Origin of the sequence: Mesorhizobium sp. M00.F.Ca.ET.216.01.1.1 (assembly GCF_004010325.2) — a bacterium.
GTDB lineage: Bacteria > Pseudomonadota > Alphaproteobacteria > Rhizobiales > Rhizobiaceae > Mesorhizobium.
On the sequence record NZ_SADR02000006.1, the window covers coordinates 24,536 to 41,524 of the forward strand.

18 protein-coding genes are annotated in these 16,989 nt (G+C 62.7%); 7 read left to right on the forward strand and 11 right to left on the reverse strand.

The annotated features are described in order from the left end of the window. Position 1: 1 nt before the first annotated feature. The 7 genes from EN859_RS40240 to EN859_RS10045 form a co-directional block, all read right to left on the reverse strand. Positions 2 to 1,369 carry a xanthine dehydrogenase family protein molybdopterin-binding subunit gene (locus EN859_RS40240; RefSeq protein ID WP_127853199.1) on the reverse strand — a complete coding sequence of 456 codons (1,368 nt, stop codon included), beginning with the start codon at positions 1,367 to 1,369 and terminating at the stop codon, positions 2 to 4. A gap of 11 nt (positions 1,370 to 1,380) precedes the next feature. Further along, positions 1,381 to 1,863, reverse strand: a complete 483-nt coding sequence (locus EN859_RS10020; RefSeq protein WP_127853200.1) for a (2Fe-2S)-binding protein — start codon at positions 1,861 to 1,863, stop codon at positions 1,381 to 1,383. A 60-nt stretch (positions 1,864 to 1,923) separates the two neighbouring features. After that, positions 1,924 to 2,718, reverse strand: coding sequence for an FAD binding domain-containing protein (locus tag EN859_RS10025; RefSeq protein ID WP_127853201.1), 795 nt, complete (start codon positions 2,716 to 2,718; stop codon positions 1,924 to 1,926). Between the two features lie 16 nt (positions 2,719 to 2,734). Next, entirely contained in the window at positions 2,735 to 3,178 is a 444-nt protein-coding gene (locus EN859_RS10030) for an SRPBCC family protein (protein ID WP_127853202.1), read from the reverse strand. Positions 3,179 to 3,323: 145 nt separating this feature from the next. Continuing rightward, positions 3,324 to 4,151, reverse strand: coding sequence for an AraC family transcriptional regulator (locus EN859_RS10035; RefSeq protein ID WP_127853203.1), 828 nt, complete (start codon positions 4,149 to 4,151; stop codon positions 3,324 to 3,326). 247 nt (positions 4,152 to 4,398) lie between these two features. Continuing rightward, positions 4,399 to 5,397 (reverse strand): ABC transporter permease, encoded by a 999-nt coding sequence (locus EN859_RS10040; RefSeq protein ID WP_127853204.1) that lies wholly within the window; start codon positions 5,395 to 5,397, stop codon positions 4,399 to 4,401. 37 nt (positions 5,398 to 5,434) lie between these two features. Then, on the reverse strand, positions 5,435 to 6,178 hold the full coding sequence (locus EN859_RS10045; RefSeq protein WP_127853205.1) for an ATP-binding cassette domain-containing protein: 744 nt from the start codon (positions 6,176 to 6,178) through the stop codon (positions 5,435 to 5,437). 473 nt (positions 6,179 to 6,651) lie between these two features. On the opposite strand from EN859_RS10045, the gene EN859_RS10050 reads away from it, so the two are divergent. Both EN859_RS10050 and EN859_RS10055 read left to right on the forward strand, forming a co-directional pair. Continuing rightward, positions 6,652 to 7,641: a sugar-binding protein gene (locus tag EN859_RS10050; RefSeq protein WP_127853206.1), complete on the forward strand. Its 990-nt coding sequence runs from the start codon at positions 6,652 to 6,654 to the stop codon at positions 7,639 to 7,641. Between the two features lie 187 nt (positions 7,642 to 7,828). Next, positions 7,829 to 8,599 carry a FadR/GntR family transcriptional regulator gene (locus EN859_RS10055; protein WP_135913527.1) on the forward strand — a complete coding sequence of 257 codons (771 nt, stop codon included), beginning with the start codon at positions 7,829 to 7,831 and terminating at the stop codon, positions 8,597 to 8,599. A gap of 29 nt (positions 8,600 to 8,628) precedes the next feature. Here EN859_RS10055 and EN859_RS10060 read toward each other — a convergent pair whose 3' ends face one another. Next, positions 8,629 to 9,573 (reverse strand): NAD(P)-dependent oxidoreductase, encoded by a 945-nt coding sequence (locus EN859_RS10060; protein ID WP_127853207.1) that lies wholly within the window; start codon positions 9,571 to 9,573, stop codon positions 8,629 to 8,631. A gap of 160 nt (positions 9,574 to 9,733) precedes the next feature. On the opposite strand from EN859_RS10060, the gene EN859_RS10065 reads away from it, so the two are divergent. After that, positions 9,734 to 10,624, forward strand: a complete 891-nt coding sequence (locus tag EN859_RS10065) for an NAD(P)-dependent oxidoreductase (RefSeq protein WP_127853208.1) — start codon at positions 9,734 to 9,736, stop codon at positions 10,622 to 10,624. Between the two features lie 23 nt (positions 10,625 to 10,647). Here the strand turns inward: EN859_RS10065 and EN859_RS10070 are convergent, their stop codons facing one another. Then, complete coding sequence (locus tag EN859_RS10070; RefSeq protein ID WP_127853209.1) at positions 10,648 to 11,505, reverse strand: EamA family transporter; 858 nt, start codon at positions 11,503 to 11,505, stop codon at positions 10,648 to 10,650. After that, positions 11,502 to 12,116, reverse strand: coding sequence for a nitroreductase family protein (locus tag EN859_RS10075; RefSeq protein WP_127853210.1), 615 nt, complete (start codon positions 12,114 to 12,116; stop codon positions 11,502 to 11,504). Before EN859_RS10075 ends, EN859_RS10070 begins: the two co-directional genes overlap by 4 nt. A gap of 67 nt (positions 12,117 to 12,183) precedes the next feature. Here EN859_RS10075 and EN859_RS10080 point away from each other — a divergent pair, with 67 nt between their 5' ends. Beyond that, positions 12,184 to 13,143: a LysR family transcriptional regulator gene (locus tag EN859_RS10080; protein WP_245525517.1), complete on the forward strand. Its 960-nt coding sequence runs from the start codon at positions 12,184 to 12,186 to the stop codon at positions 13,141 to 13,143. A 112-nt stretch (positions 13,144 to 13,255) separates the two neighbouring features. Further along, positions 13,256 to 14,032: a FadR/GntR family transcriptional regulator gene (locus tag EN859_RS10085; protein ID WP_127853211.1), complete on the forward strand. Its 777-nt coding sequence runs from the start codon at positions 13,256 to 13,258 to the stop codon at positions 14,030 to 14,032. Positions 14,033 to 14,038: 6 nt separating this feature from the next. Here EN859_RS10085 and EN859_RS10090 read toward each other — a convergent pair whose 3' ends face one another. Continuing rightward, the gene (locus tag EN859_RS10090) at positions 14,039 to 14,326 is read right to left on the reverse strand and encodes a DUF3175 domain-containing protein (protein WP_127853212.1); all 288 of its coding nucleotides are present in this window, start codon (positions 14,324 to 14,326) and stop codon (positions 14,039 to 14,041) included. A gap of 234 nt (positions 14,327 to 14,560) precedes the next feature. Here EN859_RS10090 and EN859_RS10095 point away from each other — a divergent pair, with 234 nt between their 5' ends. Both EN859_RS10095 and EN859_RS10100 read left to right on the forward strand, forming a co-directional pair. Then, entirely contained in the window at positions 14,561 to 15,733 is a 1,173-nt protein-coding gene (locus EN859_RS10095; protein ID WP_127853391.1) for an MFS transporter, read from the forward strand. A 175-nt stretch (positions 15,734 to 15,908) separates the two neighbouring features. Further along, positions 15,909 to 16,937, forward strand: a complete 1,029-nt coding sequence (locus tag EN859_RS10100; RefSeq protein WP_127853213.1) for a LacI family DNA-binding transcriptional regulator — start codon at positions 15,909 to 15,911, stop codon at positions 16,935 to 16,937. Positions 16,938 to 16,989: the final 52 nt, after the last annotated feature.

Here is a 16,989-nt window from a genome sequence, read left to right on the forward strand (position 1 = left end):
CTCAAGCTCCCTTTGCGTAGGACGACATGGCCAGGAATTTTTCCGCCACCGGCCAGTTGGCGGCGCGCGACGCCTCCTGCATGCACTCGATCAGCGCCGCCCCTTCGGTCGGCTGGCGATGTGCCTTCATGTCGCCGTCGCGATAGGTATTGATGAAGCGGAATTCGAGCGGGTCCATGCCGATCAGCCGGGCGAGCTTGTCCATCTGCACCTCCAGCGCGAAGTCGCCGATGGTGACGCCAAAGCCGCGCATGGCGGAGGAGGGGGTGCGGTTGGTATAGACGCAATAGGTGTCGATCCAGACATTCGGGATCGTGTAGGGGCCGGGATAATGTGCCGCGCCCTTCTGCGCGCCATAGGGCGAATGGCGCGAATAGGCGCCGGCATCGGTGTAACCGGTGACCTTGCGGGCGACGATGCGGCCGTCGTTCATGACGCCGTCCTTGATGATGATCTTTTCGGCGGCGCGCGGCGAGGAGATCTGCATCTCCTCCTCACGGCTGTAGATGAAGGAGACCGGACGACCGGTCAGCTTGGCGCCGAGGATGGCGATCGGCTCGACGATGACGTCGACCTTGCCGCCGAAGCCGCCGCCGACGGTGCCGCCGACGAAATGCAGCTTGCTGCCGGGCATCTGCAGGATGATCGAAGCGTTGTCGAGGGTGAAGAACATCGCCTGCGTGTTGGTGTAGCAAGTGAAGCGGTCATTGCCTTCCGGCGCGACGATGCAGCCGGTCGTCTCGGTGGGCGCGTGTTCAATCGGCGAGGACGAATAGGTTTGTTCCAGGATGTGGTCGGCTGTGGCGAACCCCGCCTCGATATCGCCGAAGCGCACCTTGCGGCACTCGCCGCTGTCGTAGAGGTAGTAGTTCTGGCCGTGGTATTCGTTGACCAAGGGCGCGCCGGGCTTGAGCGCTTCCTCCATGTCGAAGACAGCCGGCAGCACCTCGTAGTCGACCTTGACCTTGGCAGCGGCCTCCTGCGCGGCGCGCTCGGTCTCGGCCAGCACCGCCACCACGGCCTCGCCCTTCCAGCGCACCTTGCCGTCGGCCAGCACCGTCTCGTCCTCCGGCCCGATCTGGATCAGTATCAGGATGGTGTAGACATTGTGCGGCACATCCTTGGCGGTCAGCACCTTGACGACGCCCGGATGTTTCTCAGCCTCGGAAGTGTCGATGCCGCGGATGCGGGCGTGATGGTGCGGGCTGCGCACCATCTTCAGATGCAGCATGCCGGGAAAGTTGCGGTCGGCGAAATAGGCGGTCTTGCCTGTGACGTGGCCGGGTGAATCGGAGCGTGGCCGCGGCTGGCCGACCTCGTGCAAATTGTCCCTGCGCTGGTCGGCGAAATAGCTCTTGCGGAGTTCCATGGGTTAGGTCCTCAAGCCACGTTCTGCGAATTGGAGCGCGCCGCGGTCAGCACCGCCTGGATGATCGGTTCGTAGCCGGTGCAGCGGCATATATTGCCCGACAGCGCCTCGACCACCTCCTCGCGGCTGGGGTTCGGCGTGTGGTCGAGCAGCACCTTGGCCGCCATGATCATGCCTGGCGTGCAGAAGCCGCACTGCGTGGCGAAGGCGTCGAGGAAGGCGCGCTGCAACGGATGCAGACCGCCACCTTCCGAAAGGCCTGCCGTCGTCCTGACATCAGCGCCGTTGCAGGTCTCGGCCAGCGTCAGGCAGGAAAGCCTGAGTTCGCCGTCGATGATGATCGAGCAGGCGCCGCAGGTGCCTTGATGGCAACCGCCTTTCGGCGAGGTATCGCCGATCTTGTCGCGCAGCGCGTGAAGCAGCGTCGTGCCGCTGTCGATGAATTCGGCCTTTTCCGAACCGTTGAGCGTGAATTGAACCGGGACCTTTGCCATCTTTTCCTCCTTGCGCGCCTGCCCGAACCGTCTGACAAGCGCGCGCCCCAACGGGCAATTTCAGCCAAGCAGCAGCCGGCCGAAATGGACCGGCAGGACTTCATTGCGATACCAGGCGCTGGCGATCGGATCGGTCGGCGGCGAAGTGCCGTCGCCGACGACGGCCAACGCCGGCGCGATGCCGTCCCTGGTCAGCTTCCTGCCGAGCAGCGCATTTTCCGCCGCCCTGGCGCGCATCGGACGGTCGGCCATGCAGCCGAGTGCAATCCGTGACGATGAGACGGTGCCGTCCGGCGCCTGTTCCAACACTGCGGTGATGCTCAGCACCGAGATGCCTTTCGGCTTCACCCTCGACACTTTTAGGAAGCGAAGGCCGCCGTCCTTCGGCAGCGTGAAACCGACCGAGGTGACGATGGCGCGGCTGTTGTCGCGCCCGGCCAGGAAGGCTTCGACCGGCAGATCGCCGTCACCGGTACTGACGATTGCGTCCAGTGCCAGCAGCGCGACGGCGAAGTCGCCGTAGGGCGCCGGCGCGAAGAGATTGCCGCCGATCGTCGCCATGTTGCGGATCGCTGGGCCGCCGACGGCTCGCGCAGCCGGGGCCAGCAGGGCAAGATCCGGATGGCGGGCGATCGCAGCCATGGTCACGGAGGCGCCGATGCGGACCTTGCCGCCGGAAACTGTAATGGCCGACAGCGACGGCTCGGTCGACCTGATGAAGCCAGAGATCGACACGTCGCCTTCATTGGTGGCTCGAACAACCAGCGTGCCGCCGCCGAGATAGAGGGTACCGGCGGATTTCAGCGCCGCGCTGGCGTCCTTGACCGTCGAGAAAGTCTGCAGTGCAAGCGCCATGGCACGCTCCTGTCTATCAGATCTGGCCGGCGAAATGGGCCTTCAGGGCGTTGAAGCCACCCTGGAAGACATTGGCGCCCATGCCCTCGGCGAGCTTGTCGGCTTCTTCCGGAGCGGCGTCGAAACTGGCGGTCCATTCGGCATAGGTGCGGTTGCCGTCGGTCACCCGCCGCAATTGCAGCGTCGCCTTGTGATTGCTGAGCGGCTGCGGCGTCTCCAGGATGGAGTAGCTGACGAGAAATTTCTCGTCGGAGAAGTCGAGCAGCTTTTCACGGATGCGGGCGCCGCTGGCGAGCTGGAAGTTGCGCACGCAGCCGATCATGCCGGCGTCCTTGCCATCCTCGATATGGCTTTCGACCATGCGCGGGTGCCAGTTCGGCAAGCCGTTGAAGTCGCGGATGCGCGCCCAGACCTTTTCGATCGGCGCGTCGATGACGCTGGAGATGGTGACTTTCGCCATATGATCGTTCCCTTGCGAGTTAGCTGCTCAGAAGGGTAGGGCGGCGAGGCCGGCGCCGCTTATCAATGCGTCTTGAATGCGTATCAATCAGTCTGAAAATAGGCAGTCTGAAAAAACGAGCGCCTGAAAACGGGCGGCGAACGGTTCAGGAAATGGCCCGCGCCGCCTCGCGATAAAGCGTCGGCGGGACGCCGACATGGTCGCGGAAGAAGCGCGAGAAATTTCCCTGTGTGGTGAAGCCGAGATTGCAGGCGACCGAGATCAGCGGCTCCTGCGACCACTGCAACTGCCGCACCGCTTCTTCCATGCGCAGCGTGTTCCAGTAGACGTTGGGCGTCAGGTTGGTCTGTTCCTTGAACAGGGCGAAGAAATGCGGTCGCGACAGGCCGACGCTGCGCGCCATGTCGTCGAAGCAGATGCGCTCGCAGACATTGGCCTTCATCAGCTGGATTGCCTTGCGGACGCGGAAGTCCTGCATGGTATGGATGCGGGGGCGCGCCACCTGCGGCGCCGAGGCGTCGGCGGCATCGAGCACGCTGTCAATGAAGCGCTCGATCTCGTAATTGGCGATGTCGTCGATGCTCTCATTGTCGCTCAGATGATAGAGCAGGTTGGCCGCCGCCTTGTGCAGCCAGGGTTCCAGCGTGATCGCGGATGCTGAAAACAGCGGCGCCGACGAAGGCAGGTCGCGACGCCGGCGCGCCCAGTCCGGATCGATGTAGAAGGCGAGGAACAAGCCAGGCCTGCCGTCGCGGGACAGAGCGTGGCTGTGCGGCTCGAAGGAGTTGATGCCGGCGGCGGTGCCGGGTCCGAGGCGCACTATCTCACGGCCTATGGTCATCTCGCCGGCCGTGCCTTCCAGCCAGATGATGATGTGCGCTTCGACATGGGCATGGGTGACGAAGTCGCTGGCGACATTCAGGACAGAAACATGTCCGAACCGGCCCCAGTAGAGCCTGATCGCTTCCGTCATGGGTATCCTCCCGCAGGCGACTGGCCTCCCTTCGCCTGCTGAGGGGGATTGTGGTCGCATTTGCATCCGCGTCAAGGCGCACATTAGCGACCTGGCACCTGCCATGTGCCGCGCAGATTGATTTTCAGACTGAGCGATAGGTACCGGAACGAACAAACGCCTGGAGGGAGCTTCGTGCCGTCGGCTCGAGGCTGAACACGGATTTTGCCGTCAGACCATCCCGTGTTGAAAGCCGGCGCGTTGTGCTTTAGTCGCTGCGCCTGAAATTGCGGATCCGATCGAACAGGACCGCGAGAAGAATGGCGCCGCCGATGAACACGCCCTGCCAAAAGGCATTGATACCAAGCAGCCCGAGGCTGTTACGGATCACTTCGATCAGCGCCGCGCCGACGATGGCGCCGAAGGCAGTGCCGAAGCCGCCGGCCAGATTGGCGCCGCCGATGACGGTCGCGGCGATCACCTGAAGTTCCATGCCGGTGCCGATATTGGTGGTGACGGCGCCCAGCCAACCGGTTTCGATGATGCCGGCAATACCGGCCGCCAGCGCCGAGATCATATAGACCGCGACCTTGATCTGGCGCACCGGAACGCCGGTCAGCGTCGCAGCATGCTCGTTGCCGCCGATGGCGAAGATATGCCGGCCGAATTTCGTCCAGCGCAGGATGAAGCCGGTGATCAGCGCCAGCACGATGGTGTAGAGAACCGGGTTGGCGATGCCGAACAGCCAGGCGCCGCCGCCGAGCGCCAGAAGCTGGGCGTGGTCCGGCCCGAACTGGAAGACGACGGTGTTGTTGGAGGCGACCATGGCGAGGCTGCGCGCGATCGACAGCATGCCGAGCGTCACTACGAAGGGCGGAAAGCCGAGATAGGCGATCAATATGCCGTTGAAGGCGCCGATGATCAGCGCCGTGGCGATCGAGGCGGCAATGCCAACCTCGATGCCGTAGCCGGCATGCATGGTGACGGCGAGTACCATCGAGCACAGGCAAAGCACAGAACCGACCGACAGGTCGATGCCGCCGGTGATGATGACGAAGGTCATGCCGAGCGCGACGATGGCGACGAAGGTGACGTTGCGGGTGATGTTGTAGATGTTCTTCGTCGTAGCGAAGGAATCGGTGGCGAAGGACAGGAACAGGCACGCGAGAATGACCGCGATCACCACCCAGAAGGTCTGGCTGGCAAACACCCTGGTCAGCAAGGTGTGCTGCTTCTGCGCGATCGTCTGGTCAAGGGTGACTGCCATTATCGACCTTTATCTGCTGCCCGTGGTGGAATTCGCGCTACAAAACCTGTTCGATCGCGCCGGTGATGAGCCCGGTGACTTCCTCGGGCGAACTCGAAGCGATCGTCTTGTCGGCGACCTTGCGGCCACGCCGCATGACGATGACGCGGTCGGCGACAGTAAAGACGTCAGGCATGCGGTGGCTGATCAGGACGACCGCGATGCCCTGGTCACGCAAATGCCGGATCAGATTCAGCACTTCGGCGACCTGGCGGACCGAGATCGCCGCCGTCGGCTCGTCCATCAGCACGATCTTGGCCTGCGAAAGCATGGTGCGGGCGATCGCCACCGCCTGCCGCTGGCCGCCCGACATCTGCTTGACGAGGTCGCGCGGCCGGGTCTCCGATTTCAGCTCGGCAAAGATCTGACCGGCACGCTTGTACATCGAGGCATAGTCGAGGATGCCAAATGGGCCGACGCCCCGGCGCAGCTCGCGGCCGAGATAGACATTTGCGGCGGCGGTCAGATTGTTGCACAGCGCCAGATCCTGGTGGACGATCTCGATACCGTGCTGGCGGGCTTCCACCGGCTTGTGCAGGATCAATTCTTTGCCGTCCATGTGCATCGTGCCATGGCTCGGGCGGAAATTACCGGCGATCATCTTGACCAGCGTCGACTTGCCGGCGCCGTTGTCGCCCATCAAGCCGACCACCTGTCCGGCCTCGATGGACAGCGACACATCGTTGACCGCCTGGATGGCGCCAAAATGTTTCGAGATGTTGGTGAGTTCGAGAACCGCCACCAGCCTTCTTGCCTCCCCGTGCTTTGCGGCCCGCTGCTGTTCCCAGCGTGAATGCCGGCGCTGCTTTGACCTCGCTCTCCCCAACTCCTCCCGGGAACAGCGTTAGCGTTCTTTTACGCAAAAGCCGGCGCGCGTCAATCAATTGTCGGACGAATTAAAGCCGGGATATTTTAAAAATCCGTTTTGTAGGACAAATAGCATTGACGTTGGTGGCAAGCCGATATTAGCTAGGCGTTGGAGGAGATTATGCCGATCCCTGCTGGCGGTTCGCCGGGCGGAACCGGCGGAGGTTTATCGGCCGAGGATCCGGCAACGGCTGTGCTTGTTGGGGGTGATCTTTAACCGCATCTGGAAATGCTTATCGACTTGGCTTGCCGACACGAGCGCTCGCGAAACGATCCTCTGTCATCACGCATCCGGGTTGATCTGTGTGGCGGGCACGTCGTGTCCGTTTGTTTCAAGGGAGGACTGATATGAGGAAATCACTATTGCTCGCCGCTGCCGCCGTCATGGCGTTGGGCGCCGGGCCGGCTTTGGCCAAGAAACAGCTCGTCATCGTCGTGAAGGGGCTCGATAATCCATTCTTCGAGGCCATCCACCAGGGCTGCGAGAAATGGAACAAGGAAAACGCCAGCTCGGAATATGAGTGCTTCTACACCGGCCCGGCATCGACCTCCGACGAGGCAGGCGAGGCCCAGATCGTCCAGGATATGCTGAGCAAGCCGGACACGGTGGCGATGGCGATTTCGCCGTCCAACGCGCCGCTGATCGCGCAGACGATCAAGACCGCCAATCCGTCGATCCCGATCATGACCGTCGACGCCGACCTCACCAAGGAAGATGCGGCGCTGCGCAAGACCTATCTCGGCACCGACAATTATCTCATGGGTCACAAGATCGGCGAGTATATCAAGAAGGCCAAGCCGAACGGCGGCACGGTCTGCCTGATCGAAGGCAATCCCGCTGCCGACAACATCCTGCGCCGTGCCCAGGGTACACGCGATGCGCTTAGCGGCAAGGAAGGTCTCGCGGCGCTCGCCGGCGAAGGCGGCTGGACCGAAGTCGCCGGCTGCCCGGTGTTCACCAACGACGACGGCGCCAAGGGCGTGCAGGCGATGACCGACATCCTTGCCGCCAATCCGAAGCTCGACGCTTTCGCGATTGAGGGCGGCTGGCCGCTGTTCGGCGCTCCGCAGCCCTATCGCGACCTGTTCAAGCCGATGGCCGACAAGATCGCCAGCAACGATTTTGTCATCGGCGCTGCGGACACGATTGGCGACGAAGTGGCGATTGCCCGCGATGGCCTTGTCACCGCATTGGTCGGCCAGCGGCCGTTCGAAATGGGCTACAAGGCGCCGTCGGTGATGATCGACCTGATCGAGGGCAAACCCGTCGCCGATCCGGTGTTCACCGGCCTCGACGAATGCACCAAGGACACGGTCGACACCTGCATCCAGAAGTAGGTTCGCACGCTCGGGGCGTCCGGAAAACGGGCGCCCCGTCACACCAGTTCATGACATGGACGAATCGTCGGGGCGGTAGGCTCCGGCTTTGACGCGCCCCAGAGTTCGTACTTTTTCGGCAAAGAGACTGGCGGATGCGGATAACTCCGGAGTTCCCGCGACAGACAGCCGACGCATTGGAACGTGGATGCCGCACGAAAAGCCAGGGAAGCGATCCGCCAAGGCCAAGGCGCCGGCCGCTGCCGTGCGCCGGGCTGATGCGGCCCGATTTCCGGGGTCGAGCGTGCACGCTTCGCTGGCCAATGAGATCGGCCTTCGGATCGTGCGCGGCGACTATCCGCCGGGAACCATTCTGCCCAACGAAGCCAAATGGTCGGAAACCTTCGACGTCAGCCGCTCGGCGGTGCGCGAGGCGATCAAGATGCTGATGGCAAAAAGCCTGCTCGCGTCCCGCCCAAAGATCGGCAGCTGGGTCGAGCCGAAAGAGCGCTGGAACCTGCTCGATCGCGACGTGCTGGCCTGGTACGCGACAGCACCCGATCGCGAAATGTTCCTGCGGACCGTGCAGGAATTCCGTCACATTATCGAGCCGGAAGCCAGCGCCTTCGCGGCGATGCGGCGGAGCGAGGAGCAGATGGCCGAGATCAGCCAGGCCTGCCGCGAGATGGGCGAGGCGACCAGCCTGCAGGAGCGTACACGCGCCGACACGCGCTTTCATCTCGCTATTCTGCGGGCCTCGGGCAATGATCTCCTGGTGCCGCTCGGGGTGCTGATCGAATCCGCGCTCGACCATCTTTTCATCTTCACGACGCGACAGACAAGCGACCAGCGGCAGGCGCAGAAGCTGCATGAGGCGATCGAGAAGAACATCCGCCTGCAGCGGCCGGAAGCGGCGCGTAACGCTGTGCGCAAGCTTCTGGCCAACACCGATGACGGGATCGGGCGATCGCGGCTTTGACGCTTTTCCGCCGCTCCCAGGTGAGCCTGCTACCCTCGAACCTCCTGCCGCTTGCCGTCCTTCGTTGGCGTCAGATCAACGCCGTTGACCTTGCCGATATGCGTTGCCAGCATCGGCACATATTGATCGGCGGGCCCGGCGGCGAAGGCGCCGGCGAAGGAGTTCTTGGTGGCGTTGCCGAGCGGATTGGCGATGCCGGCTGCACCTGCCATCGATTCGAGATAGGTGAGGTCCTTGAAGGCGTTGGCAATGGAGAATTTGTGCGCGTCGCGATCGCCTTCCAGCGTCCAGCGCATGAAAGTCTGGTAGAAGCCGCAATCCATGCGGCCGTTGCGGATGACGCTGTCGAAACGCGCCGGCGATATGCCCACCTTCTCGGCCAGGGCCAGCGCCTCGGAATAGATCGCTGCGTAGCCGAGTGAAATGAAATTGTTGAGCAGCTTCATGCGGTGGCCGTCGCCGGTGTCGCCGATATGGACGATGCGACCGGCCCAGGTTTCGAGCACCGGCTTCAGCCTGGCAAAGACGGCGTCGGGCGCGCCGACCATGGCATCGAGCGTGCCTTCCCAGGCCTCCTTCGGTGTGCGGCTGAGCGGGGCGTCGACATAGTCGACGCCGAGCGCCTTGAGTTCGGCGGCAAGCGCTACTGTCGAGGTCGGATCCGAGGTCGAGCAATCAACGACCACCGAGCCTTTCCTGAGGCATTCCTTGAGGCCGCCGGGGCCACGGATAATGGCTTCGACCTCGCGCGAGCCGGTGACGCAGATGAAGACGATGTCAGATGCTGCCGCGACGTCGCGCGAGGTCGTTGCTTCCTTTGCGCCCCGGCCAAGCAGGTCCTCCGCCGGCTTGCGGTTCTTGCGGCCGAGGAACGTCAGTGCGTAGCCCTTGTCGACAATGTTCTTCGCGATTCCATGCCCCATCAGGCCAAGGCCGATGAAGCCGATCTTTTCGCTAGCGGCAGTCGTATTCATGTCGTTTCGTCCCTGTTTTGCGGTGATCGATGGCAGCGCTGCCAACTTGCAGGCGATTGTTGGAAGGGTTTTTGCCGCAGGTGTTGGCAGGCGATCGCGGAATGCCATATTGTCTGACAATACACAGAAATCCCGAAGAATGAAGAATGTGGAGAGCAAAATGACCAAGCGGATCATGTTCACCGGCGGCAGCGGCAAGGCCGGGCGCCATGTGGTGCAGTATCTGGTCGAGCATGGCTGTCAGGTGCTCAATATCGACACCAAGCCGCTCGACAATCCCAAGGTGCGCACGCTGATCACCGACATCACCGACAGCGGGCAGGTCTTCAATGCGCTGTCGAGCTATGCGGGCCTGCACGAGTTCGATCCTTCGCTGCGCTCGCAGCCGGTCGATGCTGTGGTGCATTTCGCGGCCATCCCGCGCATCATGATCACGCCCGACAACGAGGTGTTCCGCATCAACGCGCTCGGCACCTACAATGTGATCGAGGCGGCGGTGAAGCTCGGTATCCGCAAGGTGGTGATCGCCTCCAGCGAGACGACCTATGGCCTGGTGTTCGCCAACGAGCCGCGCAATCCGACGCATTTCCCGCTCGACGAGGACTACGATGTCGATCCGATGGACAGCTACGCGCTGTCCAAGGTCGTCAACGAGAAGACGGCGCGCGCCTTCGCGCTGCGCAGCGGCTTCGACATCTATGCCTTGCGCATCGGAAACGTCATCGAGCCGCAGGAATATTCGCTGTTCCCGAAATGGTTCGCCGATCCGGGTTTCCGCAAGCGGATCGCCTGGAGCTATATCGACGCGCGCGACCTCGGCCAGATCACTCTGCGCGCCATCGAGAAGGACGGGCTCGGCTATCAGGTGTTCAATGCCGCCAATGACGATGCCTCGTCCGACCTGCCGACCGCCGAACTGTTGAAGCGGTTTTACCCCGGCGTGCCGGTCAAGGCCGAGCTCGGCGAATATGAGACGCTGCTCTCCAACCGCAAGGCTAAGGATGTGCTCGGCTTCCGTCCGGAACACAGCTGGCGGAAATACGTCAAATAGACCCTCCGGCAACCCGGAGCGGTTCATCCGGAACTGCGATTGGCGCGTTGACTTAGCCAGATACTGCCGATGACGAAAACGACACCGGCGATTTGAGGCAAGGTCAGTGTCTGATCCAAGAACACCCATCCAAGCAGCACTGCGGTCACGGGGCTGAGGAACAGGAGCGATGACACGACTGCAGATTCCAGTCGTGCAATACCCCGGAACCAGAGGACATAAGTCAGGGCCGCACCGATCAGTCCGAGCCATACCAGTCCAAGCAGGTTGGCCCCGGTCAGGAATGGGATGGACGGTTCGAAAAGCAGAGCCACCGGAACGAGAAGGAGACCACCGGCAGTTAGTTGCCATGCTGTAAAGGTGAGCAGCGATACTGAGGGTTGCCACTTACGGGTCAACACGTTTCCGAAGGCCATGGAGGCCGCCCCGGCGAGGCCGGCGGCAACGCCGACCGCATCGAGCGCCGCATTCGGGGTCAGCACCAACAATGCAACACCTCCGATCCCGACAAGAGCGGCGAGGATCGACAACCGGCGGACAGGGCTGGCAAGCAGGACAGAGGCGAGGAAAATCACGATCAACGGCTGGACCGCTAACACCGTCGCGGCAACCCCGCCCGGAAGCCGGTAGGCCGCGACAAACAACATGCTCAAGAAGATCGAGATGTTGAGGGCCCCGAGGACAAAACTGCGTAGCCACCAGATGCCCGTCGGAAGTTGCCGAACGATCACGAGCAGCAGCAATCCGGCGGGCAAGGCACGCAGCATTGCGACCGTCATCGGGGAAAAGTTGGTCAGGAACTCGGTGGTGACGATATAGGTACTGCCCCAAATGGAGGGTGCAATTGCCGTGTAAAACAGATCGAAACCGCGCGTTTTCATGAGATTTCCAGAACTTCGGCAAGAGGGCGGCGGGGCTTTTGCGGCCAGTTCCCGGGCGCGGCGCGGCCGACTGCGACGAGCATCACGGGCACTTCATTCGGCCCAAGGCCAAACTCGCGCGCCACGCCTTCGGCATCGAAACCGACCATAGGACAGGAGACGAGGCCCAGCGCTTCGGCTGCAAAAATCAGCGTTGCAGCGCCAAGGGTTGCCGAGCGCACGGCTTCATCGCGGGCTGTCTGAGGATCGGCATATTGTGAGCGGGCGCCTTCTTGCCAGCCCGAAGCCATAGCCGCCGGCATGAAGCCGGCTTTCACGAAAGGAAGCAGCCTTGCGGCGAGGGCAGCATGGTCGGGCAGCACGCCGCATATGATGAAGGTGACGGCGGCCTCCTGCACCTTGGCCTGGCCATAGGCGAGGCTGCGCAATAGTGCCTTTGCTTCCGGCGCCCGCACAGCAATGAACCGCCAATTCTGAAGGTTGTAGGCGGTTGGCGCGCGCGTTGCCAGACGTGCCAGTTCCTCGACCTCGGCATCCGCCAATGCGTGCGAGGCATCGAACAGATTGGCCGACACACGTCGCTCGATAAGGGAGATTGTGGGGTTGGTCATCATGTCATTCCGAAACTGAGAAAGTCGTTCGGAAGCAAATACAGAATTTACCAGAGGGCGATAATATGTGACAAATGAAAGACATTATTTACTGGTAGAGAATGGTGCGATGGATCGCCTTACTGCATTGCAGGTTTTCCGCCATGTGGCGGAGCTGAACAGCTTTGCCGAAGCCGGACGGCGGCTTGGTCTCTCTCCTCCAGCGATCAGCAAGAACATCGCCGAGTTGGAGGCGCATCTGGGCGTGCGGCTCATCAACCGGACGACGCGGCGTATGGCCCTGACCGAAGAAGGCAGGATCTATCTGGAGCATGTCACGCACGGGCTCGATGCGCTGGCCAGGGCGGACCAGATCCTGTGCCCGATCAAGACGGCACCGAGCGGCACGTTGCGGGTCAGCGCGCCGATGACTGTCACGCTGACATGGCTTTCGGCTGCTATTCCCGAGTTTCTATCGCGCTATCCCGATTTGAAACTCGATCTGCATCTTGATGACAGGCGCGTCGATATCGTCCGGGAGGGGTTTGACCTTGCCATCCGCGGCAGCGACAATCTTGAGGATTCCAGCCTGGTCGCGAGAAAGCTTGCGGTCATGCCGCACGTGCTTTGCGCAGCTCCGTCTTATTTTGAGAAGCATGGCCGGCCAAAAACACCCTCCGATTTGAAGGCGGTCAACTGCATACGATTCAGCCTCTCGGGGCATGCGGACATATGGGAGTTCCGCAAGGACGGTCGCACCGAGCGGATCGCCATCGACGGACGATATTCGGTCTCGTCGAGCCTTGCTGTGCGCGATGCGCTGCGCGCGGGCTTCGGCGTCAGTCTGATCCCCTGTCTCTATGTCGAGAGCGACCTGAACGCAGGCCGGCTGCAATCGGCTCTGGATGACTGGAACACGGTCGAAACCACACTGTACGCGGTCTACCCTGCACGGCAACATCTTGCCCCGAAGATCCGCGTCTTTCTTGACTTTCTGATCGAGGAATTCAGTCGGAACAAAGAGAGTGTCCATGCCTCTCCGGCGTGAACGCTCGGCAAAGCGCGGTGTCGGCAAGGAGTCGGGTGCGGAATTTCAAACTGAGACACTGCCGTCTATTTCATCTGCTTGACACGTCTCCAAATCCAGACTTTGTGAGCACATGCGGGACGGGAAGCCGAATAAGGGAAAAATGCCTGCCAAGGCGGTATCCGCCGAGCGCCCGACTGTCGTTCGCCGGGCCGACGCAGCACGTATGCCGGGCTCGAGCGTGCATGCGTCATTGGCCAATGAGATCGGCCTTCGCATCGTGCGCGGCGACTATCCGCCGGGGACTATCCTGCCCAACGAAGCCAAATGGTCGGAAACCTTCGACGTCAGCCGCTCGGCGGTGCGCGAGGCGATCAAGATGCTGATGGCGAAGAGCCTGCTGGCGTCACGCCCCAAGATCGGCAGCTGGGTCGAGCCGAAAGAGCGCTGGAACCTGCTCGATCGCGATGTGCTGGCTTGGTATGCGACCTCGCCCGATCGCGAGGTTTTCCTGAAAACCGTGCAGGAGTTCCGCCACATCATCGAGCCGGAGGCGACCGCCTTCGCCGCAATGCGGCGCACCGACGAGCAGATGGCCGAGATCAGCCACGCCTGCCGCGAGATGGGCGAGGCGACCAGCCTGCAGGAGCGTACACGCGCCGACACGCGCTTTCATCTCGCTATCCTGCGGGCGTCGGGCAATGATCTCCTGGTGCCGCTCGGCGTCTTGATCGAATCGGCGTTCGATCATCTGTTCGCCTATACGACGCGGGAGCTGGACGATTTACAGCAGGCGCAGAAGCTGCACGAGGCGATCGAGAAGAACATCCGCCTGCAGCGTCCGGATGCTGCCCGCGCCGCGGTGCGCAAGCTGCTGGCCAATACCGACGCCGTGATCAGGTCCAGGTAGGGCGCTCTAACCCTCTTTAGGGCGCCCGAAAGCGGCGCGCAGTTCGTCCTTAGCGTCCTCCAGCACTTTCTTCCTTGCAGCCGGCAAGTTCTTGCCGGCGCGGTTGATGTAGAAATTCAGCATCGACATGGCGGACCGGAATGGCTCGGCCTTGCGGCGGTCGCTGTGTTCGGCAGATCGCTTGAGTGAGGCCGCGATCTTCCTGGCGTCATCGGATTCGAACACATGCGCTTCGAGATCCAGGGCATCGCTGTGCTTGGTGACGTCCGCCGACCATTTCTTTTTCGCGGTCATGGCAAACTCCTTTCACAACTAGTTTGATAGAAAACTCCAGACGGCGGCCAGTGTTCCCGCATTGCGAAACGCCTGGAGCCACGGATTTGCCTGTCGTGGCGCTGCTCGCCGCCGTGAACGCGGCGATAGTGGCACAAACCGGTCGATTTCACGAAACCGCGGACAGGAAACGCCTTGCCCCCAACCGTCTCAAGCCAGGCAAGCCGCCCCGGCATCGACAGCGCCTACGCCTGGATGCGGCTCGCCATCTCGATGCTTCTGGCGACCATCGGCGGTGTCGGCATGTGGGCTGTGGTGGTCGTTCTGCCTGCCGTGCAAGCCGAATTCGGCGTCGACCGCGCCGCCGCGTCGATGCCCTACACTGCAACGATGATCGGCTTCGCCGCCGGCAATGTTCTGGTCGGCCGCGCCATCGACCGCATGGGCTACTGGATCCCGGCGCTCATCGCCGCGATGGCGCTCGGCGCCGGTTTCCTGCTCGCCTCGCTGACTACTTCGATCATGCAGTTCACCCTCGTCCAAGGGGTTTTGATCGGCGTCGGCACGTCGACGATTTTCGGACCGTTGATCGCAGACATATCGCACTGGTTCAACCGCCGGCGTGGCGTCGCGGTGACGGCGGCCGCCGCCGGCAACTACCTCGCTGGAGCGATCTGGCCATTGGCGATCCCCCATGTCATACAGAGCGAAGGCTGGCGCTTTACCTATGCCGCGATCGGCGTTGTCTGCCTCGCGACCATGGTGCCGCTGATCCTGTTGCTGAGACGCGGCGCGCCCCGCGAAGCCATCTCCGGATCGTCCGGCAGCCGGCGCGTGCAGCCGATCTCGCTGTCGCCGGCGGCCTTGCAGGTGCTGCTCGTCGTTGCCGGGCTAGGCTGCTGCGTGGCGATGTCGATGCCGCAGGTCCATATCGTCGCCTATTGCATGGATCTCGGCTACGGCGTAGCGCATGGCGCCGACATGCTGTCGATCATGCTGGCGGCAGGCGTCGTCAGCCGGCTGGCGTCCGGCTTCATCGCCGACCGCATCGGCGGCGTGAAAACACTGCTGATCGGCTCGGTGCTGCAATGCCTGTCGCTGTTGTTCTACATCCCCTTCGATGGCCTCGCCTCGCTCTATGTCGTCTCGTTGGTCTTCGGCCTGTCGCAAGGCGGCATCGTGCCTTGCTATGCGATCATCGTACGCGAATACATGCCCGCAAAAGAGGCTGGTCAGCGCGTCGGCATCGTGATGATGGCGACCATATTCGGCATGGCGATCGGCGGCTGGATGTCGGGCTGGATCTACGATTTGACAGGCTCCTATGCCGCCGCCTTCCTCAATGGCATTGCCTGGAACCTTGCGAACATCCTCGCCATGGTGCTTGTGCTGTGGAAGGCGCGGCGCAGCGCCGCGGCTGTGGCCTGAAGCAGGACGGCTTCACCGGCCGTGCCACCCGTTCGCTTGACATTGGCGGAAGGCTGCGCGACGCCAGATGGCGAGTGGGTGCGGCAGCAGGCCGGGTTGGCATGGCGACAGTGGCAAAGACGCTGAACATCGTTTCGCGGCCAGCCGACGATTGTTCGGCGTTGGGGAAAAGGCCGTGATCAAGCCGCGCTCACGCCGCGGCGGCGGTCGCCCCACCATCGCCGATGTCGCGCGCAAGGCCGGCGTCGGCGCCATTACCGTGTCGCGCGCCTTGCGCGAACCGGAGCGCGTCTCGGAAGATTTGCGCCGCCAGATACTCGCCGCCGTCGACGAGCTCGGCTATGTGCCCGACCCGAATGCGCGGGCGCTGGCCTCGGCGCGCGCCGAGGTGTTTGGCGTTCTGGTGCCGTCGCTTACCAACAACGTCTTCGCCGAAACGGTGCGCGGCATCTATGATAGCCTGTCGGACAGCCCGTTCCGCATCCAACTCGGCAACACCCATTATTCTGGCCTCGAGGAGGAACGGCTGTTGCAGGTGTTCGGCCCGCAGCGTCCGGCGGCGCTGATCGTGGCCGGCATCGACCAGACGCCGACGTCGCGAAGACTGCTCGAGGCGGCCGGCTGCCCGGTGGTCCAGGTCATGGAGACCGGTCCCGATCCAGTCGACATGATGGTCGGCTTCTCGCATTTCGACGGTGGCAGGACCGCGGCGGAACACATGATCGAGGCAGGTTATCGCCGGATCGGCTTCATCGGCGCCCGCATGGACCCGCGTTCGCAACGGCGCCTGGCCGGCTATCGCGCGGCGATGGAGGCAGCCGGCCTGTTCGACGCGCGGCTGGTCACCACCACGCCGGTGCCGTCCAGCGTGTCGCTCGGCCGCGAGCTGTTTCGCGGCGCACTGGCCAAGATGCCGATGCTCGACGGGGTTTTCTGCAACAATGACGACATCGCGCTCGGCGTGCTGTTCGAATGCCACCACGCCTCGATTGCCGTGCCGAAGACCATCGGCATCACAGGTTTCAACGATCTCGATATGATGCAGGTGGCGTTTCCGTCGGTCACCAGCGTCCGGACGCCCCGCTACGAGATCGGCCGGCGCTCGGTCGCCATGGCGCTCGCGGCGATTGCCGGCGAGAGGCCGGAACAGCGGGTTGTCGACCTCGGCTTCGAGCTCAAGCGTCGCGAGAGCACGGCCCGCTGAGCCACTCTCGATATCTTGTGAATGACGCTTTACATAGCGTCATGGTAGCGCT